At 60.7% G+C, this 23937-nt stretch carries 20 protein-coding genes, 1 pseudogene and 1 CRISPR repeat array; of the genes and pseudogenes, 5 read left to right on the forward strand and 16 right to left on the reverse strand.

All coding sequences use genetic code 11. The annotated features are described in order from the left end of the window. Window positions 1-180: 180 nt before the first annotated feature. Window positions 181-528 carry a DUF3088 family protein gene (locus MAMT_RS02995; protein WP_142659514.1) on the reverse strand — a complete coding sequence of 116 codons (348 nt, stop codon included), beginning with the start codon at window positions 526-528 and terminating at the stop codon, window positions 181-183. Window positions 529-689: 161 nt separating this feature from the next. On the opposite strand from MAMT_RS02995, the gene MAMT_RS03000 reads away from it, so the two are divergent. Next, on the forward strand, window positions 690-4262 hold the full coding sequence (locus MAMT_RS03000; RefSeq protein ID WP_142659516.1) for a 2-oxoacid:acceptor oxidoreductase family protein: 3573 nt from the start codon (window positions 690-692) through the stop codon (window positions 4260-4262). 18 nt (window positions 4263-4280) lie between these two features. On the opposite strand, the gene MAMT_RS03005 is transcribed toward MAMT_RS03000, so the two are convergent. Beyond that, window positions 4281-5786, reverse strand: coding sequence for a tetratricopeptide repeat protein (locus tag MAMT_RS03005; protein ID WP_178086882.1), 1506 nt, complete (start codon window positions 5784-5786; stop codon window positions 4281-4283). Window positions 5787-5920: 134 nt separating this feature from the next. Then, complete coding sequence (locus tag MAMT_RS03010; protein WP_142659521.1) at window positions 5921-7084, reverse strand: helix-turn-helix domain-containing protein; 1164 nt, start codon at window positions 7082-7084, stop codon at window positions 5921-5923. A 261-nt stretch (window positions 7085-7345) separates the two neighbouring features. Between MAMT_RS03010 and MAMT_RS03015 the strand changes: the two genes are divergently transcribed. The 3 genes from MAMT_RS03015 (at window position 7346) to MAMT_RS03025 (ending at window position 11260) form a co-directional block, all read left to right on the forward strand. After that, on the forward strand, window positions 7346-8590 hold the full coding sequence (locus MAMT_RS03015) for a dihydrolipoamide acetyltransferase family protein (protein ID WP_142659523.1): 1245 nt from the start codon (window positions 7346-7348) through the stop codon (window positions 8588-8590). A 23-nt stretch (window positions 8591-8613) separates the two neighbouring features. Continuing rightward, the gene (gene lpdA, locus MAMT_RS03020) at window positions 8614-10002 is read left to right on the forward strand and encodes a dihydrolipoyl dehydrogenase (protein ID WP_142659525.1); all 1389 of its coding nucleotides are present in this window, start codon (window positions 8614-8616) and stop codon (window positions 10000-10002) included. 355 nt (window positions 10003-10357) lie between these two features. After that, the gene (locus MAMT_RS03025) at window positions 10358-11260 is read left to right on the forward strand and encodes an NAD(P)-dependent oxidoreductase (protein ID WP_142659527.1); all 903 of its coding nucleotides are present in this window, start codon (window positions 10358-10360) and stop codon (window positions 11258-11260) included. A 66-nt stretch (window positions 11261-11326) separates the two neighbouring features. Here the strand turns inward: MAMT_RS03025 and MAMT_RS03030 are convergent, their stop codons facing one another. The 6 genes and pseudogenes from MAMT_RS03030 to MAMT_RS11280 form a co-directional block, all read right to left on the reverse strand. Beyond that, window positions 11327-11698: a 4a-hydroxytetrahydrobiopterin dehydratase gene (locus MAMT_RS03030; RefSeq protein ID WP_142659529.1), complete on the reverse strand. Its 372-nt coding sequence runs from the start codon at window positions 11696-11698 to the stop codon at window positions 11327-11329. A 362-nt stretch (window positions 11699-12060) separates the two neighbouring features. After that, window positions 12061-13856: direct repeats of the CRISPR family, unit length 37 nt; unit sequence GTCTCCATTGCCTTTCGGCATCTCTCCGGTCCCCGAC. Window positions 13857-14067: 211 nt separating this feature from the next. After that, complete coding sequence (gene cas2, locus MAMT_RS03035) at window positions 14068-14343, reverse strand: CRISPR-associated endonuclease Cas2 (RefSeq protein WP_246186494.1); 276 nt, start codon at window positions 14341-14343, stop codon at window positions 14068-14070. Window positions 14344-14465: 122 nt separating this feature from the next. Beyond that, the gene (gene cas1, locus MAMT_RS11860) at window positions 14466-14894 is read right to left on the reverse strand and encodes a CRISPR-associated endonuclease Cas1 (protein ID WP_142659533.1); all 429 of its coding nucleotides are present in this window, start codon (window positions 14892-14894) and stop codon (window positions 14466-14468) included. Then, a pseudogene (gene cas1 / locus MAMT_RS03045) lies at window positions 14839-15474 on the reverse strand (CRISPR-associated endonuclease Cas1); the annotation flags it as partial. The pseudogene cas1 (MAMT_RS03045) and the gene cas1 (MAMT_RS11860), both read right to left, overlap by 56 nt. 159 nt (window positions 15475-15633) lie before the next feature. Further along, on the reverse strand, window positions 15634-16785 hold the full coding sequence (gene csm6, locus MAMT_RS03050) for a CRISPR-associated ring nuclease Csm6 (RefSeq protein ID WP_142659537.1): 1152 nt from the start codon (window positions 16783-16785) through the stop codon (window positions 15634-15636). Between the two features lie 142 nt (window positions 16786-16927). After that, the gene (locus MAMT_RS11280; RefSeq protein WP_178086883.1) at window positions 16928-17104 is read right to left on the reverse strand and encodes a hypothetical protein; all 177 of its coding nucleotides are present in this window, start codon (window positions 17102-17104) and stop codon (window positions 16928-16930) included. Window positions 17105-17123: 19 nt separating this feature from the next. Here MAMT_RS11280 and MAMT_RS03055 point away from each other — a divergent pair, with 19 nt between their 5' ends. Next, window positions 17124-17537 carry a hypothetical protein gene (locus MAMT_RS03055; RefSeq protein ID WP_178086884.1) on the forward strand — a complete coding sequence of 138 codons (414 nt, stop codon included), beginning with the start codon at window positions 17124-17126 and terminating at the stop codon, window positions 17535-17537. A 281-nt stretch (window positions 17538-17818) separates the two neighbouring features. On the opposite strand, the gene crn3 is transcribed toward MAMT_RS03055, so the two are convergent. The 7 genes from crn3 to MAMT_RS03095 form a co-directional block, all read right to left on the reverse strand. Then, window positions 17819-18778 carry a CRISPR-associated ring nuclease Crn3/Csx3 gene (gene crn3 / locus MAMT_RS03065; protein ID WP_142659542.1) on the reverse strand — a complete coding sequence of 320 codons (960 nt, stop codon included), beginning with the start codon at window positions 18776-18778 and terminating at the stop codon, window positions 17819-17821. A gap of 131 nt (window positions 18779-18909) precedes the next feature. Then, window positions 18910-20127: a PDDEXK family nuclease gene (locus MAMT_RS03070; protein WP_142659544.1), complete on the reverse strand. Its 1218-nt coding sequence runs from the start codon at window positions 20125-20127 to the stop codon at window positions 18910-18912. After that, on the reverse strand, window positions 20124-20984 hold the full coding sequence (cmr1, locus tag MAMT_RS11810) for a type III-B CRISPR module RAMP protein Cmr1 (protein ID WP_142659546.1): 861 nt from the start codon (window positions 20982-20984) through the stop codon (window positions 20124-20126). Before cmr1 ends, MAMT_RS03070 begins: the two co-directional genes overlap by 4 nt. Further along, window positions 20981-22273, reverse strand: coding sequence for a type III-B CRISPR module RAMP protein Cmr6 (gene cmr6 / locus MAMT_RS03080; RefSeq protein WP_178086885.1), 1293 nt, complete (start codon window positions 22271-22273; stop codon window positions 20981-20983). Before cmr6 ends, cmr1 begins: the two co-directional genes overlap by 4 nt. Window position 22274: 1 nt before the next feature. Further along, complete coding sequence (gene cmr5, locus MAMT_RS03085; RefSeq protein ID WP_142659550.1) at window positions 22275-22622, reverse strand: type III-B CRISPR module-associated protein Cmr5; 348 nt, start codon at window positions 22620-22622, stop codon at window positions 22275-22277. 15 nt (window positions 22623-22637) lie between these two features. Further along, window positions 22638-23603, reverse strand: coding sequence for a type III-B CRISPR module RAMP protein Cmr4 (cmr4, locus tag MAMT_RS03090; RefSeq protein WP_142659552.1), 966 nt, complete (start codon window positions 23601-23603; stop codon window positions 22638-22640). A gap of 78 nt (window positions 23604-23681) precedes the next feature. After that, the coding region (locus MAMT_RS03095) for a type III-B CRISPR module-associated Cmr3 family protein (RefSeq protein ID WP_281289096.1) at window positions 23682-23937 on the reverse strand (256 nt) is incomplete at its 5' end.

The following is a 23937-nucleotide window of genomic DNA, read 5'->3' on the forward strand; positions in this document are numbered from 1 at the left end:
CGCGAGAGAAAGAAAATCCCGGGCACAAGCGCTGGGATTCATCAAGCATCGGTCACGACATCTTCCCTTTCAGGGTCCGTAAACCCCAGGAAAGAGAAGGAGCTGCGCTTCCAGACGATGCGCCTGCCCCTCGGCGCTCGTTCAGCGAGAGGAGACTCGCTCCTTTCCCCAAAGCTCCGTTCAAGCGTGCGGACGCGGGATTCCGTAAGCCCGGGACAGGTAATCTCCTATCCCCTGCGGGTCGTCGAGGAAGAGGCGGCCCTCTGCCTTCTGCCACGGCAAATCCGCGCAGGAAGGCGGAAGCTCCCGCTGGAGAATCAGCACGGGGCAAGATTGGTGTTCCATGCCCAAGAGGCGGACGATTTCCTGCCGCGGACGGGCATAAGGAACCCGCTCGACCGTGAGCGCTTCCGCTAATTTCGGATAGAGAGCGAGCAGCCCCTCGAAGATCGCGCAGTGCGGACAGTAGTAGGGCGCTCCTTCCCCGTCCGAAAATCCGGCGGCAAGGAGGAAGAGGAGATCTTTCATAGGAGGATTCTACCAACCCGGTTCCCGCCCGGCACCCCCCTTCTTCGGCCTGTCCGCACTCAATCCGCTGGGCCGCAGGGAGGTAACTCCCCTTGCCGCCGGTGGGCTCCGAACTTCAGCGTTTACAGAAGGCTCAACTCCCTCTATGGAAATAGGATTTGATGGCGACCAAAAGCGCGATTTCCGCCGCCGATCCCCGATTTCTCCAGGAGGAAGGCTTCGAAGTCTTCACCGGAAACGAAGCGATGGTGAAGGGACTGCTGGAGACCGAAGGCGGCACTCACTTGTGGACCGGCTATCCGGGCTCCCCCGTCTCCGGCATCTTCGACACGGTCGAAGCCATTTCCGGTCTCTTCCAGACCCATGGCATGCAAGCGACCCTCGCCAACAACGAGGCGCTCGCCGCCGCGATGCTCAACGGCTCGCAGATGCTCGGCTTACGGGCGGTCGCCGTCATGAAGAGCGTCGGATTCCATGTGGCCTCGGACGCGCTGGCGTTGGGCAACCTCAGCGGGGCGCATCCCGAGGGAGGCTGCCTCGTCATCGTCGGCGACGACCCGTGGAATGATTCCACGCAGGTACCCGCCGACTCCCGCTTCCTCTCGCAGCACCTCCACATGCCCGTGCTCGAACCGGCCACGCTCCAAGAGCTCAAAGACTGGATCGACGTCGGCTTTCAGCTCTCCCGCCGAGCCAACCTCTACGTCACCTATCTGGTGACAACCAATCAGGCGGATGGAGGAGGCTCCGTCCAGGTGCGGAGGAACCATTTCCCCCGCATCAACTCTCTGAATCCCGCCACCTTGGACACCGCCACCGTCGATTATGAGGCACGAGTGCTGCTCCCGCCGAGAACAGGGCGCAGGGAAGAGGATCTCTCGCCGAGATACCGCCGGCTCTGGGCTGCGGCCGAGGAGCTAGGCATCGACCGGATTCTGCCCGCTGCTCGCAGCAGGAGCCGGCAGCGGTTCGGCCTCGTCAGTTCCGGCATGGCGGCCTGGTATCTCGAACAGGCGCTGCAGGAGCTGGGGCTGCTGGGCGAGATTCCGGTGCTCAAGCTGGGACTCACCTATCCGATCAACCCGCAGATTCTCCTCCGCTTTGCCAAGGAAGCAGAAGAGCTCGTCGTCGTAGAGGAGCGGCGTCCGTTCCTGGAGCAGGCGGTCGGCCACACGCTGCAAGAGGCCGGGGTTCTCCAGAAGGTTTGGGGGAAGACCTTTCCGGAGAAGCTCCCCGGGATCCCCTCCCAGGGTGGCCTCCACCCCTCCCTGCTCGCGGAACGGCTGGGTCCTCTCTTTGCCCTCGCGGCCACCCCGGCGCGGCAAAAAAGAATCGAAAGCTGCCTCGAGAGCCTCAAAAGCGTCTCCGGCCCGTCCTGGCAGCTCCCGGCTAGAACTCCGACCTTTTGTCCCGGCTGTCCCCATCGGGACTCTGCTTCGGTCTTGCTGGAGATCCAGCGGGATTTTCGGAATCCCGACTATATGCGGCGCAGGCATCGTCGGGAGCCGGTCGATCTCGTCTTCCATGGAGACACCGGCTGCTACACGATGCTGATGTTCGAGCCGACCAAGCCCCTGATGCACAATTACAGCGGCATGGGTCTGGGCGGGGGAACCGGGCTCGGCATCGACCCGTTCATCCGGAACAAGCAGGTCGTCTTCATGGGCGACTCGACCTTTTTCCATTCCGGCCAGATTGCCATCTCCAATTCGATCAAGAACCGGCAGGACCTCGCCTACATCATTCTGGATAATCGAACCACGGGCATGACCGGCCACCAGACGACGCCGGGATTGGAGAAAGACCTGCTTGGGAACTCGACCTTTACGCAGAATATCGAGAAGGTCGTCGAAGCGATCACCGCCGAAGGACATTGCGAGGTGATCCGGATCAACCCGGGCTTGCGAGACCAATATCGAGCCGTCCTGGAAGAAACGGTCCTCGGGGACGGAGTCAAGGTCGTCATCGCGGACAAGGAATGTGGGATCCTCACGCACCGCCGGGAGACGCGGCAGGATCGTGAGGAGATTCGGAAAAAGGGCTTCCTCCCGCAAAAGCGGTACATCCAGATCACCCCGGAGGTTTGCGAATACTGCCTGGCCTGCACGACGAGCACCGGTTGCCCCGGGTTGACGTTCACCGAAACCGATTTCGGCCGGAAGGTGCAGACCGACCTCTCCTGGTGTGTCGCCGACGGCGCCTGCGCCAAGCTCTACGCCTGCCCCGCCTTCGAGGAGGTCACGGTCGTGCGCGGCGGACGGCCGGGCTCCGTCCTCGATTCGCTCGCCTTCGATGCTCTTCCCTCGCCTCGTCCCCGACCCTTCTCGGGAACCCATCGCCTCTTCCTGACCGGGGTGGGCGGCATGGGCATCGCCAGCACGGCTGCCGTGCTCGTTCGCGCAGGCCACCGGGAAGGGTATCAAGTTCTTTTTTGCGATCGAAACGGTCTGGCGATTCGCAATGGAGCCGTCTACTCGCATATCGTCTATCGGAACGACGAGGCTCCACCTACTACGGCGATTCCGCTCTATGGGTCGGCCGATCTCATCCTCGGTCTCGATGCCCTGGAAACGGCTCGGGCTCTCGACGGCTCCGGACGGCTTCGCGTCGGTTCCCGCGATCGTACCGGCGTCATCCTGAACTCCTCCAAGACCCCGACCATCTTGAGCTTGCTCGGTCGGGAAGACTTTTGCGTACGAGAGCTCGAAGAAAGGATCCGGCAAGCCACGGATGCTCGCCGCTTCTTCGGATGTGAGGTGTCCGCTCTTGCCGAGCGCCACTTCGGCACGAAGCTTTACGCCAACACGGTTCTCGTCGGAATCGCATTCCAGCGAGGGGAGCTCCCCCTCTCCCAGGAGAGCTTGGAGTGGGCGATCCAGCAGACGATGGGCGGCTCCGCCGCGACGAATTGGAAGGCCTTCCTCTTCGGACGCTATCTCGCCGAACATCCGGAAGAGTTTTTCCAGCCTTTGGAGCCGGCAACCCCCCAGGGGGAGATTGCCAAGAGTCTGGCCGCACTGGAAGAGGACGGGCGCCGAGGCAAGGAACGCGGGCAACGTCTCTGGCAATGCATTACCCAAGGCATCGCCGGTATTCCGCTGGAAGAGTCCGATCTGCACGACTTCATCCTTCGCATTCGGGATCTCTTCCACTACGAGAACGCTGCTTATGCGGAAAAGTACGCGGCGCTCATTCGCGCGGTCGCCGCGAAAGATTCCGTGCAATTCGGCATGGCGGCCACGAAGGCGGCGATCTGGGGTGCCCACCGAGTGATGGCGATCAAGGACGAAGTCGAAGTCGCTCGCCTACTGACCTCGAAAGAAAAAGAGGAGAGAGACCGGGAGCATTATCAGGTCGATCCGGCACGGGGAGACCGCATCCTCTATCGGCACCTGACCCGTCCGGAGTTCATCCTCGGCCCGCTGCGCCTTCGTTTTCGGATGGAGTCGCGCGACTGGATGCTCCGGCTGATGCGCCGAGCCAAGTTCCTCCGGCGCATCCTCGTTGGATGGCACCAGAAAGAACGGGACTTTCGGGACTGGTATTGCGACCTGCTCGGGCGTTTCGCCTTCTCCTCGCCCGCCGATTACCAGCGGTGGCTCACGATCCTGCGGCTGCCCGAAACCGTGCGCGGATACCGCGAGATCCGCTATAGCAAGATGGAGGAGGCTCTCGCCCAGACCGAGAAGCTGCTTGCCGAATCGGAAGATTCCGGCGAATCGATCGCCCGATAACCGAATCCGTTGGGCGGGCTAGTGAAGCGCGGTCTCCAAGGAAGCGTCTTTCGCCACGCCCAGGGCCAGCGCCGATCGATAGTGAAGGCGGGCCCTTTTCTTGTCCGGAGGAAGTTCGGAAGCGTAGAGCAGGGCTAAGTTGAAATGGCTCTGCCCATCCGATGGATCGAGAGCCAAGGCCTTGAGGAGCTCCCGCTTGGCCGCGACCTCCTTTCCTTCGGCCGCATAAGCCAAGCCAAGCTCTCTTCGAATGCGAGGATTGTTTTCATCAATCGCCGCCGCCCGCTCGAGGACCGTCGCCGCCAGAGCATACGATCCGGCCCGATAGTAGGCCATCCCGAGCACCGCGTAGGGATAGGGGTCCCTCGGGTAGAGCTCGATCGCCTTGCGCAAAGCCTCCTGCGCTTGCACGTACTGCTTTTGCGCGAAGCGGACCACCCCGAGGTTGCACCAGGCGGTGACGTTGCGCACCTCCTTCTCCAGGATTTGCTCGTAAAGATCGGCTGCCTCCGAAAGCCGTCCTTTGCCATAAAGCTTCGCCGCCTCGTTGAGCATCTGGCTGAGCTCTGCCACCTGAAGAGAAGACGAGGCTCGCTCCGCGGTCGGATCGGAGAGAGAAGCAAGCGAAGCTCTCGGAGGCAGCGGACTCTTGTTCCCGCGCCCATCGGCCGCTGCCTCCGGCCGAAAGCTCGACTCAATGACCTCACTCTCCACGCTTTGCCGGAATCCCCTGCGAAACTCCGTCAAGATCTCGCGCTTTTCGGCTGACAGCCGCCTGGCCTGATCGGAGAGGTCGGCCAAGGCCGCCCGCAGGAGAAGATTTTCCTGTCGTAGCGCCGCCTGGTCGTCGGGTTGGGAGCGGGGAGACAACGGCTTGACCGGTGCGGGGATTTCGGCGACCTGCTGGCGCAACCGGGCGAGAATGCTTTGAAGAGAGCTGTTTTCCTTTTGAAGAGCGCCGAGGGCTTCCAGCGACTGGCCGACGCTTTGCTCTAATCGGGTGGTCAATTGCTCCAGGTCTCTTTGGTCCGCGAGACGAGAGCCGCCGGGATTGGTTCCCCGCGCCGGACCCGTCTTTTGCAAGCGGGAGAGATCGGCGAAGAGCTGGTCTCGCTGCACCTGGGAGCGCGTGAGCGCCGCCTGCAGATCGGCGATTCGGGCCTTGAGCTTGACGAGTTCCCGGAGGTCTTCGGGCGCCCCCCCCGAGCCTCCTTCCGTAGGGAGCGGAGGCGACCCTTGCTGCGCGAGAGTGACCTTCTTCCCGACCGCGTCCAGCCGCTCCGTGGTGTAGCGAAGCCGGTAACGAATGACCGCCGGTTCCCAATCCGGATAACGGCGGCGGATCTCGGATAGCTGCGAAAGAGCTTGCTGGTATCCTCGGCTCGCTCCGGCATAGTCCTTGCGGGCGGCGAGCCTGTCCGCATCCCGCAGCGACACGTAGGCTTCCAGGAAACGGTCCTGCGGGGAAGTCGAGGCCGCTCGCGCCCCTATGGGTCCTAAGGCCAGTGCGAGCAAGACCCACATTCCTGCCGCCCCCCCAACAAGAATCCATCTGCCCAGAGCCCTCATCGCGCGCACGCCGGTCCCATCCGCTCCTCTCCGAGAGAAACCATACGCTTCTCTCCGCGCGGGAAGCAAGGGCTTGAACCGGCTGCTCCTCAGCATAGACCCGATCTCGCGCACTTCTCCAACCAGGACATCAGCTGCCCTGCCCGTCTGGGATCCAGGTCGAGCAGGATCGCCAGCCGCTCCCGAGAGACCAGCCCTTTCTTGCAGCCTTCAAGAACCAGCCGCAAGAATCGGCTGGGATAGGGATGATCCACTTTCCCCTCCGTTCTCCCCCGTCCTTCGAATCTTCGACTCCACTCGGCTGCGCGCACCGAGCCGAACCGCTCCCACTGCTCAGGTCGGACCCAACCCAGCTGCTCCCACCGTTCCCACAGCACCTTCTTCGGGCAGCGGAACATCTGCTCCAAGAGCAAAAGGTCCGGAACGCCGAGGTGGTGCCCGGCCTCCGAACGCGCTTCCGGATCGAACGGCAGAGCTTTCCGGAGTTCCGGTGCGGGAAGAACGAAGGCGGAGGCGAACCGATGGGCGCGGATCGACCTCAGATCGTGGGAAGCCTTCCCCTCTTCGGAGGGCGTCGCGTGGATCGCCCCGCCCAATCGCCGGTCAAAGAGCAGATGACCATACTCCTCCATCAAAACCAGCGGCAGCCACTTTTCCCGGCAACCCGCGTTCCCGAAAATGGCGGCGCCTACTCGCGGATGAAAGAGAAATGCGCTCTGCACGCGGCAAGCGGGCAGATGCCGAATGGAGAGTCGGATGCCCAGTCGATCGAGCAAGCTGCCGATGCCCTCTCCGCAGATGCCTCCCAACCCCAGTCTTCTCCTCTCCGCCTCAGCCACCGCTTCCCCTTGGCAGACCGCCTCTCCCTCGTCCGCCGGATCATCCGCCGCCCCGTAATCCGGCAACGGGGAGGCCGGGGAGAGCTCCAGCACTCCTTCGATCCAGCCGTAGTCCTCGCAAAAGCGAACGAAGCCGGAAAGGAGTTCCTGGTCGGCCTTCGAGAAGGTCTCCCACTGCGTCACGATCTCCAGAGGATTTGCACCCGTGCCGGGCTCCAAAAACCAGGAAGCCGGCTTGCCGTAGAGCCGCGCCAACCGCGCGAGCTCCAAGGTGTCCACCCCTCGTTTCCCCGCCTCGATCTGCGAAATGGCGGGACGAGGGAGTCCCAACTCCGTCGCCGCTTCCTTCTGGCTTAATCCGGCGCTCTCCCGGCTCCGGCGCAAGCGCTGCCCCAATTCCACCCTAGTCAGCATCGTCTTTCGTCCCCCTTCGACCGATCCACCGCACTGCCTTTACCCACGCGGTCTTTCCGACGGAACTCTTTTCCTCGGAGTGGACACCCACATCCTTTCTTCCGCAACCTTCCCGACGCCCCTGCGCCGATTGCGCTTCTTCTCTCGCCGCGAGGAGGAGACAAACCGGAAAGTACTTGACCCCCGATCTCGGCTATCCCTACGTTGCGCAGACAAAGAGCGCAATGTTCCGGCTCGGAAGCCGATTCAACCGTAGGAGATATGGCGAAGCAACTCACGATGCCCCAGTTGAGCCCTTCGATGGCGGAAGGCCGTCTGGTCACCTGGCGAAAGAAGGAGGGCGAACCGATCGAGGAAGGCGAGGTCGTCGCCGAAGTCGAGACAGACAAGGCGGTCATGGATTTAGAGGCCTTTGAATCGGGGGTGCTACGGAAGATCCTGGTCCAAGAAGGCGAGCGAGCGGCGGTGAACGCACCGATCGCCATTGTCGGTTCCGCCGACGAGTCGATCGAAAGTCTTCTTCCGGGGGCGGCAGCTCCCCCCGCCGCGGCCCAGCCAGCCCCATCCGCTCCCGCTTCCAGCCCGCCGGAGAAAACCGCCTCCGTGCCCTCCGGCGCAACCTCCCGGGAGGAGTCGGGCCGCATCCGAGCCTCACCCTTGGCGAAAAAGATCGCCCGCGAAGGAGCGCTCTCCCTCTCTTCGCTCTCGGGGAGCGGACCGGGAGGTCGCATCCTCCAACGGGACGTGCTCCAGGCCCTTTCCAGCCGCCCTGTCGCGGCTCCCGCTCCTCCCCGCGGCGCGACCCCGGAAGAAACCCGGCTTCTTCCTCTCTCCATGATGCGGGAGCAGATCGGCGCCCGCCTCCTGGCCAGCAAAACCTCGATCCCTCACTACTACCTCGAAATCGAGATCGATGCCGCCCCCCTGATCGCTCTCCGGAGCGAACTCAACGATGCCCTCGCCGCCTTGCCTTCGGACGAAAAGCTCAGCATCAACGACTTCTTGCTCAAGGCGACGGCAGAGGCCGCTCGCCGGGTACCCGAGGTCAACGTCTCCTGGGAAGGAAAAGCCATCCGGCAATACGGAGCGGTTCATCTTGCCCTTGCGGTCGCGGTTCCGGATGGCCTCATCACCCCCGTCATCCGCGACGCGCAAGACAAGTCCCTACGCCAGCTTGCTCGGGAGGGGAAGGAGTTGGCGGCCCGGGCGCGGGAGCGAAAGCTCAAGCCCGAAGAATATTCGGGAGGGACGCTGACCCTCTCGAACTTGGGAATGTACGGCATCGAGTCGTTTGCGGCGATCATCAACCCCCCTCAAGCCTTGATCCTGGCGGTGGGCGCCTTGACGAAAAAACCGGTCGTCGCTGAGAATGATCTGATCGTTGTCGGTCACCGTGTGCGCCTGGTCGCCTCGTGCGACCACCGAATCGTCGACGGCTCCATCGGAGCCCGCTTCCTCCAGGAAATCAGAGGCCTGCTGGAACGGCCGCTGGCCCTGCTTCTCTAAGCCGACCGAACCCTCACGAACCTATGCCCGAAGTCTACGACCTGATTGTCCTGGGAGGAGGGCCCGCCGGCTACGTGGCCGCCCTCCGGGCCGCTCAACTCGGAAAAAAGGTCGCTTGCGTGGAGCAGGAGAAGCTCGGCGGCACCTGCGGAAACTGGGGATGCATCCCCAGCAAGGCGCTCCTCAAGAGTGCCGAAGTCTTCGATCTTTTCGGACGAGCCGAGGAATTCGGCCTCCGGTCGAGCGGCCATGCGTTCGACTTTCCGGCCGTGATTGCCCGCAGCCGTTCGGTGGCGGACCGGATGGCCAGGGGAGTGGACCATCTTTTCGAGGCCCGGGGCGTCAAGTTGTTCCGGTGCCGCGGCCTTCTCCACCCCGATCGAAAGATCCGACTCCTCCGAGAGGAGGGAGAAGAGACGCTCGCGGCCGAACATATCCTCCTGGCAACGGGTTGCCGACCGAGAACCCTGCCCTTCCTGCCCCTGCAGGGCGAGCGCGTGATGAGCAGCAGGCAGGCCCTCGCTTCGACGCAACGCCCCGAATCGATCGCCATCATCGGAGGAGGAGCCATCGGAGTCGAATTCGCCTACTTCTACTCCGTCTTCGGCAGTCGAGTCACCCTCATCGAGCTCCTGCCGAGGCTCCTTTCCGAGAGCGATGGCGAGGTGGCCAAGGGCTTAGAACGCTCTCTGGCCAAGCGAGGCATCCACATCCTCACCTCCGCCAAGGTGGAATCCGCGCACATCGCGAAAGACTCCGTTACACTCGATCTCTCAGGGAAAAACCCCCAGCGGCTCGAAGTCACTTCCGTCCTCGTGGCGGTCGGCGTGGAAGCCAACATCGCCTCGAGCCTGGCTCCCGGTGTCGCGCTCGAGCAGGAGGGCGGTTTCCTCAAAGTCGATTCGCGTTACCAGACCTCTTGCCCCGGAGTTTTCGCCGCGGGCGATCTCATCGGTCCTCCCCTCTTGGCGCACGTTGCCTTCCGAGAGGGGTTGGAGGTAGTCGAGGGAATCTTCATTCCGGGCAAAGTACCCGCCCGCGTCGGCCTTTTCCCCTCCTGTGTCTACGCGCAACCCCAAGTGGCCATGCTCGGGCTGACCGAAGAACAGGCGCGCGAACGAAACTTGCCGTTTCGCGTGGGTCGCTACCCCTACGCGGCTAACGGGAAGGCGATGGCTTCGGGAGATTCCACGGGATTCGTCAAGATCCTCTTCGGCGAACCGCATGGCGAAATCCTGGGCGCCCATATCCTTGGGGCGGATGCCAGCGAGCTGATCGCCGAACTCTCGGTCACGAGCGCCTGCGAGGGGACCTCCGCGGAACTTCACGAGGCGATTCACCCCCATCCGACCCTTTCCGAAATGATCGGCGAAGCCGCCCTCGTTGCCGAAAAGCGGCCGCTGCACATTTAACCAGCCTCTCTCCCAAGCCTTCTCCTGCAGCTTGCGAAATGGCGGCTGGGAGATCGCCGTCGCGGAAATTCCTCTCGCCGACCTGTGGAGAGAGGCTTGATTCTCGCCACAACTGCTGTTTTAAATGGGATTCCGCTTTGGAGCTTGGCAGCCAAAGGCAGGTCTACGGCGAAACTCTACCAAGCAGACTCGCGGGCAACGGCTGACGTTTGCTTTCGTGTCTGACCCGTGGAGGATGCCGCAGGCGAGCCGGAGGAGCGATCTTCGGCCGGCGGAAGGGTCTCCTTGGCGAAGGCTCGGCTTTCCCTTGGGAGAGGAATATGAGAGAACAACGATTGGGAAATCGGAGGAAGCAATGAGCGATACGATCGGTTTTGTTGGGCTAGGGCGCATGGGAGCCAATATGGCCCGCTGCCTGCATGATAAGAAATTCAAGGTCACCGCAGTCTACGACGTGCGCCCGGAGGTGACGGCTGATCTGGCGCGGGAGATCGGGGCAACCGCCTGTTCCACTCTCGCCCAAGTCACCGAGCTGGCCGACATCATCTTCACGGTGGTCACCGATGATAAGGCCCAGCTTGGCATTTTTGAGGCCCCCGGAGACAACCTCCTGCGCAGCAAGGCGGAGGGAAAGGTTTTCGTCAACTGCGCGACGGTCAGCCCGAAGGTACATGTCCAGGTCGAAGAGATCGTCGGAAAAGTCGGCGCCTCGAGCCTGGAAGGCTGCATGGCTTCGAGCATCCCGCAAGCCCGGGAAGGAAAGCTCTATCTCATGGTCGGCGGCAAGGAGGCGGTCTTCCAGAAGGTCAAGCCTGTCCTCGATGCGTTGAGCACCGCGCTCACCTACGCGGGAACCGCCGGCAAGGCAGCCCAGGTCAAGGCATTGGTGAACATGGTCATGAACATCAATACGCTCGGGCTGGCCGAGGGATTGGGGCTGGCGCATGCCCTCGGACTCGATCTCGATATGATCCGCAATGTCTTCAGTCAGACCGGAGCGGCATCCCGCGTGCTGCAGACCGACGGGGAAGACATGCAGAATCGGGAGCATAGCTGCTTCTTCTCGGCCGAGCATGCGGCGAAGGACTCCGGAATCGCCTTGGCGATGGCGCGCGAAGTCGGCTTGCAAATCGCTCTGGCCGATACGACGAAGTGCCAATACGACCGTCTGGTCAAGCTCGGGGCAGGCGAACTCGACAAGTCCGCCATTTCCGAGCTCACCTTCCTCGACCGAAGGGCTCGCGAGATTCCCGAGTAATCGGAATCCAGAAGAACGTCTGCAAGTGAGTGGAGGGCCTTCCCACCCGGGAAGGCTCTCTGCTTTTTATTCCTTCCGGACGGAATGATGGGCCTCGGTCTTGTAGATCGCATCCGTCTTTGCCGCCATGATAAAGTCATTCCGATGCAACCCGTGGATCTTGTGCGTCCACCAGCTCACCGTCACCTTCCCCCACTCCGTCAGGATAGCGGGATGATGCCCTTCTGCTTCGGCCAGCTCGCCGACCCGTTGGCCGAAGTGCAAGGCTTTCGCGAAGTCGGGAAAGGGAAAGGCCCTCTCCAAAACCGGCATACCCTCCCTCTGGACCACCTCCCATTCGGGCACCTCGTGCCGCAACCCCGCAATCTCGGCGTCCGTGAGGCGAGGAGCACCCTTCCGGCAGGCAACACAGCGCTCTCCTGTTAATGTCGTCTTCATATCCAGAGCTTACCCTTCTCTGCACCAATCGCAACGGGGCATGGCCCCCCCGAAGGCGCCAATCTCTGCAATCCAAACCCCGCCTCTCGCCCGAAGTTCGTACCCGAGGCGCGGGCCGATGAGCCTGGGCGCAAGCCGCAGGAGAACGCGGGGCCGACAGGCAGACTATAGTCGCTGCGCCGGAGTCGCGGAATTCCTCATCCGCTTCTGCTCTTCCTTCGCTTTCTGCTCCTCCTGCCATTGCTGCTTTCGGAGCAGATATGCCTTTCGGACAGCTTCTCTCTCCTCATTGGTAAATTGCGGCTTGTCCGGGACTGCCGAACCTCCTCAAGGCTGCTCAACTGAATTCCCTTCTCTACATATTGTTAATTGCCTTTCGGCATCTCTCCCGTCCCCGGCTAGACGGTCTCGGTGCTGGTGTCTGTCTGGAGGCAGCACGTCTCCATTGCCTTTCGGCATCTCTCCCGTCTCCGGGGGAGAAAGTATGGCAAGCATTTATCCTACTGGAATGCCTGTCTCCATTGCCTTTCGGCATCTCTCCGGTCCCCGACAAGGTGCTTTATAAGTTCCAAACGCTCGGAGGCTGGCCCTATGTCTCCATTGCCTTTCGGCATCTCTCCGGTCCCCGACCAGGTACTTCCTGGGAAAGGCGCTGCGTCATATTGAGGAGTCTCCATTGCCTTTCGGCATCTCTCCGGTCCCCGACGGGAAGGAAGCGTGAAAACCATTGAAACCAAGGCAGCCGGTCTCCATTGCCTTTCGGCATCTCTCCGGTCCCCGACACGGAATCAGAAGGAATTAGCCATCGAGCATTACATCGTCTCCATTGCCTTTCGGCATCTCTCCGGTCCCCGACAGGCGGTGGCTGTACGGACGCCGCGATAACAATCTCGAGTCTCCATTGCCTTTCGGCATCTCTCCGGTCCCCGACACTAGGGCACGCGAGTAACGGGAGGGAACGAAGCATGAGGTCTCCATTGCCTTTCGGCATCTCTCCGGTCCCCGACCGGCGTGCTCTATGAAGAAAGCGCCAACGTCCGAGATGGGGTCTCCATTGCCTTTCGGCATCTCTCCGGTCCCCGACGCTAGAGGATTATCCCATAGACACGGCGGCTCCAGAGTTGTGTCTCCATTGCCTTTCGGCATCTCTCCGGTCCCCGACCTCATCGCCGGAAATAAAGGCCGCAAGCTGGTAATCTGGGTCTCCATTGCCTTTCGGCATCTCTCCGGTCCCCGACTGAAAATCCGAAAGGTTGAAAGTTGGAAAGAGTTTACGGGTCTCCATTGCCTTTCGGCATCTCTCCGGTCCCCGACCCGCAATCGGAGGGGGTACGTGGAGAATCGCATTCTTCGGTCTCCATTGCCTTTCGGCATCTCTCCGGTCCCCGACCGTAGTGCGGCTCAATAAGGAAGGCGCGCCGACGTACACGTCTCCATTGCCTTTCGGCATCTCTCCGGTCCCCGACTTGCTTGCCGAACCATGAACGTCAACTCACAGACCCTGAACGGTCTCCATTGCCTTTCGGCATCTCTCCGGTCCCCGACCGACGACGTTTCCGTTGAATACGCCGACGCTTTTATATGTCTCCATTGCCTTTCGGCATCTCTCCGGTCCCCGACCGAAAGCCCGTGAGTGAATGACCTTGCTCAAAATCCATAGTCTCCATTGCCTTTCGGCATCTCTCCGGTCCCCGACAAGCGGGCGAGAGGGGAGACCACAAAGAGGCGCGCAGAGTGTCTCCATTGCCTTTCGGCATCTCTCCGGTCCCCGACCCTTCGGATTCTGGAGAAGAGGCTTTCGGAGTATCCGAAAGTCTCCATTGCCTTTCGGCATCTCTCCGGTCCCCGACACCACCGAATAAACACAACGATAGAAAGGATTATCAAGTGTCTCCATTGCCTTTCGGCATCTCTCCGGTCCCCGACCGCATCGCGCTAGACCCGAACAACAAGCAGCGGACCTACTGTCTCCATTGCCTTTCGGCATCTCTCCGGTCCCCGACTTTTCAATTAAAATGAATACAGAAGCAATTGCGGATTTGTTTGTCTCCATTGCCTTTCGGCATCTCTCCGGTCCCCGACATGGAAAAATCTGGAAGAAGGAAACATCCTCGAATGCGCGTCTCCATTGCCTTTCGGCATCTCTCCGGTCCCCGACCGCAGCCTTGGAAAATGCTGATGATCAATCTCTCCGAAGGCCGGCAGATCGGGAGGGCAGACGATCGCACTAATTTTACTTGCCCAAAAGGGTGCACGCAAGGACATGCAGGTTGTAGTATCCTGATTAAGAACTGGATGCGCATTAGGTCGGGAGATGCCGGAAAAGATCGCCTTATGCCTGCCGACCTGAAGAAGCACATCAGACCATTTCATACTAGGTAGCAGACTACCCGTTCCGAGCATACCATGGTGCCACCGGTACGGATTTTCTTCGCACACTTGGCATCCAGGGTATAGGCGACGATCCGATCCTCCTCGAAGTCGAGTTCGTCTTGGAGCTTGCCCCAAAGCTCGTCGAGCTGCTCGGGTTCAAGATAGCATTCAAAAACGCTGTACTGCACGCGCATCCCGTAATCCTCGCAGATACGGCCGACCCGGGCCAGCCGGCGCTGGTCGGCGATATCATAGGCGATGATGCTCAGCATCTTCTTTTCCCCCGGCGGGGACCTTTTGTAGGGGAGGGATGCGAACGCTTCCTCCCACCAGCAAGTGTCCTCGGTATTCCTCGAGTCCGGGCAGGGCCGCTCTTCTGTCATACCCTTCCTGTTTAGTTCATCAAGAATGGTTCGAACTTACCCGGGTTTTCCAGCGCAGCCTTGTAGTTGGTGGCTTGGCGTTCCAGTTCTGCTCGGAGCGTGGTGCGGCAGCCGACAGCCTCGGACAAAAACTGCCGCTCCATCCTCCGCTCATATTGGAGGAGGAATTTTTTCTTTCCGTCGCGAGCAAGATAAACACCACCCTCACGGCTTTCGAAGAGTTGTCGATTGAGGATCTGATGGCTGAACAGATCCAGGGCCAGCGCTTCCACGAGGATGGGGCGGAACGGCTCGATCAGATCGAGCGCAAGCGACCAGCGGCCGTCTTCGGTGACATGGAGGAGCCCGAGGGCGGGATCGAGCCCATGGGGCGTGGAGGAAGCTGGCTGCTTCCGCGTAAAGAAGAACCGCTCCGTACGAAATACATGCGTTGACGGGATTGAGCGGAGGCCGAGTAGACCTCCGCTCGAAGGGGAACTCGGGAGGCAGGAAAGCCGCCCAAGCGTCGAAGTAGCGAGCGGTGGACGCTCCTTCTAGCCCGCGAAGCTCAGGCAGGGAAGTGGAATGAGCGACCTGCCTGAGGATCCGTTCCAGGGCGTTAAGGGCCGAGGAGGCATCCGAGTTCCGGTTCGCCGCGAGGCGCTGGATCAGGCGACGTTGGTTGTAGATCTTTGCGCTGATGATGCGGCCCGCCATGGTTAGCGCAAAGGCGGAATCGAGGGTCTTGGAATATTGGGTCAGACGCCACTGGCCGTGATCGTTTTGAGCCGAGAGGAAGCTGCCGAGGAAGCGCCCGTTGGTCCCCAGGACGTGGATGGGGATACCCCGGCGGAGAAGCTCGGCAAGAGCTGGCGTAGTAATTGAAACGCTTTCTTCGATCGTAAGCCTGTCGAGATCGATGATGGGGATCTCCCGCAGGACCTCCGCATCTCCATTCGTGCCATGGGAACCGAAGACCACGAGCCGCTCCGAGAGGAGTCCGACCTTGGCATAGCTTTGAACGATGCACGCGCTCGGCATAAGATCTCTCAAGGAGGATGTCTTCGATGGGAAGCCCGCGACGACATCCTGATCCTTTCTGATTCTACTTTAATCTCGGCGGCGCGATCCCGCTTGGGCCATGACGTCGGAGGACATCCCGAGCGAGGCGAATCGGATGGTCTTCCGCAGACTCCCGGCTCAAGCGAGCGCCACGTCGATTCCGAACGATCCACGATGGGGGAGCAGCCGGTCGATTTCGGCGGCGAGTCCGGCAGCTTTCAGCTTGCCCTTTAAGGAGCTCAGCAGCTTGCGCAGATCGTCCTCGCCCGGCTCCACCCATTCGATGGCCGCTCTGTGTTGAAATGACTCGGTCGGATGAGCCCTCGCCCATTGGGAGAGGAACGCGGTCAAGTCTTCGAGCGCGTCCTTTTGTGCAAGGAAAGGACGCATCCCTTTTCGATGGCGGTCGAGAAGGAAAGCGTAGAGCGCGTGCTCCCGGCCGGAGAGTGAAATGAGATGCTCGTTGACGACGATAAGAGGACGATCTTCCCGAAGTGCGACGTGCGGCCTTTTCGCCAGGGAGGCGATACGGCCGGAGCAGGACCGCACCAACGCGGTGAAGTGGCCGGGGAAAGAGCCGATCTGTCGCGGAAAGAGCATGCGGAGCGGAACGAAGGGAATGTCCGCCAGTTCGATGTGGGCTGCCTCGGAGGAGACCACCTGGAGACGGTCATCCCCGTGGCCGGGGTATGCGTGCTGCAAAGGCGGCTCGGCGGGAAAATAGAAGCGAGGGGAGAGCCCAGGATGATCGAAAGGCTCATTCACGAGCACATGGGTCACACGGTCTTGCGGCCTCCCGAGGAGAGAGACGCAGGCATAAAGCAGGGCGCTCATGGTCTTGCGTCCCCCGGCGATGGAGGCGATCAGTGCGGTATCGGGGTTTTCGGTGATCTGGCGAACTTCCTCCAAGAGAGCGTCGGCAAGAGCTTGGTTTTCCGAAGCGGTCCGAATATCCTCCAGCGCTCGCCGCCTGCCCTCTTCGGGAGCGGGACGGCCAAGGACTCGGATCTCGTCGAGAATGAGTCGGGGACCGCGCTGCGCCCGACCGCGCAAGAGGCTCTGCCGGAGAGCTTCCCACACCGGGCGTCCGCCAAAAGCGGCGGAAGGGAGAAAGAGAGCTTCTTCCGCGCACCGCTTGCCCGCCGTTGTGGTCAGAATGCGGATTCGGTGAGGAATCGTGGGAGGATTTTCGTGGGCCAACGCCCAGAGGGTTTCCGTGACCACGGCGGGCGCCATGCCCGTTACCGCGAGCAAGACGATTTCCTTGGAGGACCGCTCGACGGGGCTCATGTTCGTGACGCTTCCCGCAAGCGATCCGCCGCAAGGAATGCTCTACCGCCGACTCCCCGATTCCGGCTATCCAAGCGGCAGCAAAATCCCATCCCTGTTCCTCCCGTAAGACGGTGTAGCATCGTACGGCACCCGGTGCATCTTAGGCCAAATCGGTCCATGGCTTTCCGTTCCCTCCGACCAGCACGCCGATCGCGGTATAGTTGTCGCCGTCCGCGAGGTCCGATGCCCTCTGTTGCCGGAGCGCCTCCATCCACTGGAGCCAATCGGAGGCGCTGGCAGCCTGGCAAAGATTCTTCTCCCCATCCTCTTCCCGCACCGGACCCCAGAATCCGTCGGTGCAGAAGAGGAAGGTATCTCAAAAGGATATTGCGGTTGGGACGGGAGCGGATCTCTTCCGGCCCGATGATTCCGGCGTCGCACAGGGTTTGAAGGACGCTGTGGTCCTTCGATTGGAAGAAACCCTTCCTTCCGCGAAACCAGTAGAAGCGAGAGTCGCCAAGGTGGATCATGCGCGGACGCCGGCCGTCGCCGATCGCGGCCACGATGGTCGATCCCATCCGAGCGAGCATGGGATGAGTTTCCTGGCTTTCTTTGATGGTCTGATCGGCTCGGGCGACATAGCCGAGGAGGGCTTCGGAGGAGAGCGAAAGCTGGAGCAGGAAGGCCTCAAGAAACGTGTCCATGGCAAGCTGGAAAGCCATCTCTCTTCCCCGTTTCCCCTCAGGCCGTCGGCCACGTCCATGCCGTGAGCTCTCCCACGGTCGCCCAGCCGCGGGCGTCTTCGTTGTTTTCCCGCCTGCTGCGGCTGGTCAGGGAAGCCGAGTCGAAGTTCATGGAAAGTCGTATGGGAGTTCCACTCCAGCCCATTACAATGACCTCGTGGGTTCGGGAGACAAGAGCAAGCTGGCGAGTGCCGGGACGGACTCGATGGCGCGAGACGGATCCTCGATCCAAGGCTCGGACTGGTCACATTTCCTTTGGGGATTTTGCAAAAAGCGGATCCGTTTTCGGCCGGCGTGAATGGAAGGATTCACAGGCTGGCTCGCGATTCCCCGAGCGGACGGAAACAGTCGAGCAACTTATCCACCAACTCAGGTGGAAGCTCGGAAGGAGCAGCGCCACGATCCAGACGTCCCACCCGGATTCGAAAGGGAGAGTGGGAAAGGACCTGCCTTGTCGGCTCCAGCACAGACTGCACCTCTGCGAGTCTCTGAAGGCCGCAGACCTGGGCAGCTCCGCGCCACTCGGCAAACGCCTCCGCATCCCCGGAGACGATGAGAACGTCGGTACAGACGCTTAAGATATCCCGATTGAAGCGGTCGATCTTGCCCCCGCAATCGACGAGCAGGAGAACCTTCGTTCGGGACAGGTTTTGAATCTGCTCTACGCTCTTGGCGACGAATTCGGCATCCCAATGATTCTTGTAGCGCAGGGTTTCTCCCGCGCCTGGGGCTTCGAAAAACCAGTCGCCTTCTCCGTCCGGACAGGCGCGAATCGTGAAAAGATCGTTCTGAAACCTTTCGGGTGACACTCGTCTGCGTAGCGCTTCCCGGAGCCAGAAGAGAAAAACCGATTTGCCACTGTGCGGCGGACCCACGACCGCCACGACTCGGTGGATTGGAGCCTCCGGCGGATGGCTCGCCGCCGGAGGGCCGACTTCCCTTCGAGGCAGATGAGGATCGATCGATTCACGGCTTAGAATCTCGCCCACCGAAGGAGCGTCGGGATGGTGCGCTTCTACGACGATGCCGCCACAACGGGGATCGTACACGGCAAGCCAGCGACAGGGATGAGCCAAATGGGCCAGGTAGGTATAGAGCCATATCGGGCCTTTTCCGAAAAGGATCAGGCCTTTCTGATAGTCGATCTCTTCCGGCAGGGAGATTCCCGGCAGCTCCTTGGCATCCAGGATTCCGTTTCCGGTAAGATGGATTGCAAGGATCTGAAAGGGATGCGGAGGAGAAACAAGACGCAAGCTTAAGTTTTTCATACATTGATTTGCACGGTTACAGGGTTGCCTCGCGTGTCGCGAGAGGAAAACAGCGGGGAAACATCGGACCTTTTTCGTTCGACGCGACAAAATGGGAACTCGCGACAAAAGGCCCGGCTTGCTTTAATATCTTATCCGTCAGGATGCGGATGGCTCTGCTGCGCAAATTTCTCTTGAAGTCTCGATAACTGGCGGCTGCTTGCCGGCATGTTCACGCCAAGCAGAGCCCGCAGGCCGTCCGCGAGGTCGGACGAGCGGACGAGATCGATTCCCTTCCGCCTGGCGTATTCAACCACCTCCGCCGGCAAGGCGCTTCTCCGGACGCAAATTGTCCGGCCGAGAAGGCCACCCGCGTCCTGGATCGATAAGAGGTCGAGCTTCAACGCCTTGAGTTGGCCGATGGAGAGCTCATCCCGAATCCGAGCAAGAAGTCCCGCAAACCTCTCCATCGAAACCCGATTTCTTTGGAACTGGTCTTCCAACGCGTCAACCAGCTCTTCGGTCGGGCGCTTGTCCTTGCAATCCACAAGCCAAAGCCTCCCACCGAAATTGAAGAGCAGGTCGATCTCTTCGTGGGGTAAAGCGGTCGAAACGCCCATGGCGCTTTTCACCTTGAGCCGGAGGCTCCGCCGGATGCGATGGACGCCGAGCTTGAGCAGCACGACGGCAGTGTTGTACTCAAGCCGGTCTCCCTCCTTGGGAAATCGGTCGCCTTCGGTCCGATCCTCGATCGACAGGAGTCCCCGTAAGTCTTCTCCTTGGGCGCAACGAGCGGAAATCTCCTCCAGGGAAAGCTCGGCTCCTCTCGCGCTGAGTCCGAGGAGCTGGCCTTTTCGCTCCAATTCCGAAGCTTCGATTTGGCAGCGGAGGAGATCCAACGGATCGAGGGCATCCGCAACGTGGCCGTCCAAGGACTCCTCCCGTGTGCTGGTCTCGTCGTGATTCGGAAAAAACCAGATCAGCCGACTCCCCCGCTCCAGATAAAACGAGGGGATATGGCGCCGGCTCGCCCACTGGAAAGCGGCCGTCGCCATCAGCTTGTTCCCACCCGTGAAATGGAGAAGGCTTCTTTGGGAATCGACTTCCAGCGTTTCCAATCGATGCACAATTCCTTCGAAGTCGTGATAAGGAATTTCCTCCATCTTCGTTCCCCCTTTGGGAACAAGGCCGGACGCATCGAAAAATCTCTTGAGTCGCTGCGCGGGGTCTTTCGACTCGGCCCTGTTCTCGCTATGGAGCAAGACGACACGAGCCGGTCGGAGATGCAGGACGGCGAGCACCTGCGGCCAAATCTGGCGGCTGGCGAGAGTGAGGAGAGTCGGATTTTGCGGCAGAATCAGCGGCATCATGGTTGGGGAAACACCTTTTCCAAGACAGATCCGACCGATGAAGTACGCCGGACCTCTTCCCCAACCACGCACTTGTGAGGCGCCTCAAAAAGCATCAGATAATACTCTTTCTCTGCGAGCTTGAGTGGCCGGAAATAGACAGCACTCGTCTGTCGCGGTGGATAATAGGCACGAAACTCCGACGGTAGACTAGAGTAGCCAAGAGGGCTAGGCCTCATCGCGGAGAAGGATTTTCGGAGAGGGTCTCTTAGTTTTTCTTCGGCCAGCTTCACGATGCCTCGCCAAGAATCCCGTTTCTCCTCCCAGAAAAAGCGGAAATGGAATCCGGCGGGTTTCAAAATGGCATTCGCCGTTTTTTCATATTCTTCTCTCTCTCCATCGAATCCACTCACCCGGAAAGCTCCGGCACAACGAGTCATCCGATAGCCGATCGCGCCAAAACGGCAAAAGGCTCTCCAAGCGTCTTTCCAGCGCTTCTCGAGATCCGAATCAAGAGATCGACGGAAGAAGATCTCTACTTTGGCTTTGCTTCCCGGAGGGAGCGCGCCATCGGCTTGCCACCTCTGCGGATTGCTCCTGATGAAGTACCAGATGTAACTTCCAACACTCCAACCTGCCCAGTCCCGATCTCCCCCATCTGGTGACTCCACAATACGGACCGCCACGCAGGAAGCGCGCGCCGAGTCTCCGATACATCCAAACAAACACGCTTCCTCCTCCCTGCTTCCTCCCAATGCTCGAAACCACCAGCGCAACTGGCCTCTAATGGTGGAGGCTCGCAGCTCCGCCTTGGCCGGATCGGCTCCCCCACAGAAGCACGGGGTCAGGAATTCGAATTCGTAGGGTTCAGGACTCACGGCAGCCTCCTCCCGAACTTTTCGGTCAGATTCTGGAGGCCTTTGAGAACACTGGACTTGGGATTCGACCTTTCTTTTTGGTAAAGATCGGGATTCTGCACGGTAAGGAAATGGAGCAGAGTGAGCTGGTACCCCTCGTTCCTGTCCGCTTCGCTCCAATACTGCTCCTCATACTTAAATCGGTTGATCCTCCCCCGGAGCTGGTCCTCCCTCTCCTTGGCAAGAACTTCCAGCCAATTCGGATCCGGCGTAAGGGTTGCCCGCTTCCGAGCGCGCTCGCTCTCCTCCAGCTCTTTGGTCAGATCTTTTCGATATTCCTCTTGGACTTCGTCCGAGCAATCGAACCAGCCGTAGCCCGCCGCCGTCTTGGCACCGATGCCGAATTCTTCGAGGCCGGCTTTCAACCAGTCCCTCGCTGTCGCCCCCAGATCTTCCCCGCCCCGGGGAACCGCCTGGACCGGAAAAGCAAAGACAGCGTCGGGAGCCACGGCGCAAAAGGAGACCGGGTTTGGGTCCTCGCAATCGAGCGCGACATCCATCTTTTCGTCCCCGCTGTAGTACTCCGGATGATGGCAAGTCACGACATCGAGTTCCAGGTCCTTCCTCGGCAAGGAATGAACGTAAGCCGGAAGGAAGCGGACCGTACCTGCGAAGTTGGGGAGAGCTTCCGAAGCAGGTCGCCCAGGTTGCGGCCTTCTACCGAGTCTTTCGCAGAGGCGCTGCGCCGTCGTTTCCCGGATTGCTTCCCAATCTTCCCCTTGGCACCCGTAAGCAAAGTCGGAAGAGACGTCATCCGGGTCGCCCGCGCTCCAATCGCCTTCCCTCCACCCGAATGCCAAGGCGATGATCCCAAGAAGGACAGCCTTCTCCTTTGCCGACTCCTTCAAAAGTTTATGGATCGCGGCTCTGCGTGCGCAACCTTTGATCGCGCTGCCGGGAATATATGGAAGCCCGAAGCGATCCAGGCAGAGCCCGGCGTTTTCCATGACCCCTCCCGCCATGTTCACCAGGAGACGGGAGCGGAGCCGACCGAAGAGGAGATCGCTGGGCCGGAAGAGAGAGAGGACAAACTCCTTCCAAGCCTTTTGCCGCTCCTTGGCAAAGCATGGCCCAGTTTCAATCACCTTTTTCCAAAACTTCGATCGGTCTTCTTTTTTGAATTTCGGATTAACAAAACGATCGAGAAGGAGCGAACGGGAGTCGCACTCCAGCTTCCCATTGCGTTCCAGGACAGCGCGGGTATCGCTTGCCAAATGCCACGTGACCTCTTTTTCCTTGGGAGGTTTCACGTCACTTCTCCTGGTCATTCCTGGCGAAGCGCTTGAGATAGACGAGGTAGGCCAGCGCCTCCTCGGTGGCGAGCCGCAGATTAAGCGAGTTCTTGGTCGAAAGCTCGTCGAGCATTTCTTCGGCAGAGCGCTTCTTGGTAAGCTTGCGGTTGGCCAAATGGTCAGCGATGGCATCCATCGCAGCCGCCATTCTGCTTCGCGAACGGCCATCCAGGGCGAAGGCCGCCGTGGCGAGCAAGCCGTTACCCAGAATGAGGGCCGGAAGCTTGCTTACGTCCTGCCGGCTGAAGTTTTTCTCTTTGCTTTGCTTAAGAGCGTGGCACGCTCTCTCCTGCTCCAGGTTTTGCATTGTCTCTGCTCCGGTTTATGACGCGTCGTCTGCCTCCAGCCGAACCGTGCAGAAGCCGAGTCCGGTTCCCGCGTCGGCCCCGAACTGGAAAACTCCCTTTTGCTTCTCAAGCATCACACGAAAGGCGTCCCGGGCAGCCCGGGCGGAGCGCCGCGGGCCGCCCCGGAGGTCCCGCCGCTCCCCGCCAGCGCGAACCAAGACGTAGAACATTGTTTCTCCCGGCACGTTCTCTTGATTGAAGAGAGCGCCGCCTTGGGCCGTTCCGGTGCGATCGTCGATCCGCACATGTTGGGCCACTTCGCAGGAAGAACGGGCAAAAAAGCTCGCGGTGGCATCGGAAAGCAGCGCGATCCTCTCCTTCACCGCAGCCCAAATCGGATCGCCCGGCAGCAAGGATACGAGGACCTGCCCGATCGTCGGGGAAGGCGCCCCGGCGAGCGAGAAAGCATACTCCTCCAAGACCAAGACCTCTTTTTCTCCCAGGCCGAGGACATCCTTGTTAAAGAAGGCTTCGTCGTCGCTCGGCTCGCGAAGGGTCCCGAACTTCCCGGGTTCTCCGAGGTCTCTCGCGTACCGCCTTAAAAGGAGAGGAGAGGTCATCCAGGCAAAGCAACCTTTGGCTGACCGGATCGGGAAGGCCAGGAGCTTGGCCTCTGAAAACTGGAGAACGCCGGCCGAGCCGCCGTCGGAATCCTCGGAGCCGAAAAGCCATTTCCCGTCTTCGCTCCGGAAGATCTTTGCCTCTCCGTTTTCGTTCCAGCAGTCGGCAAAAACGCCCTTGAGGGTACTTCCGGGAATAATGGGGAAGCCCGTGTGGCGTTCCCGCTGGATCGGCAGATCGATCGCCCCCACCGATGCGCCGGCCCCGACGTGGAGCGGAGTGCGCGTAAAAAGGTAGAGCGGGGAGCAGAGAGCGATTTCCTCCGCTCCGCTCCGCGATCCTGCGCTCTCCGCATGGTCTTGCTCTCTGGTATCGCTCATCTTGGTTGTTCCTCTCAAATCTTAAACCGGTTCCCGCGATTCGGCACTCTTCGCGACGTCGCCGGAGGTCGCCGCACCTCATTCTTTCCCATACTCCTCCTCGTAAGGCCGCCAAGGGCCGCAGCAGCCGAGACCCAAGCCTTTTTCTCCCAGGAAATCGGAACGGCATCGTCCATGAAGGGCAGTGGCGAGCTTCCGTGCGTCCTCTTCGGTGTCCGCCTCGAAGTAGTAGACCGACCCCGCCGGAACCGAGAGAAGAGTGGCCTTGGCTCCGCCGCTTCGCGCGGTTTCGGAGTCCTTGCGATAGAGCAGATCCCAGCCGCCGATCGGCTCC

This window comes from Methylacidimicrobium tartarophylax, from assembly GCF_902143375.2.
Taxonomy (GTDB): domain Bacteria; phylum Verrucomicrobiota; class Verrucomicrobiia; order Methylacidiphilales; family Methylacidiphilaceae; genus Methylacidimicrobium; species Methylacidimicrobium tartarophylax.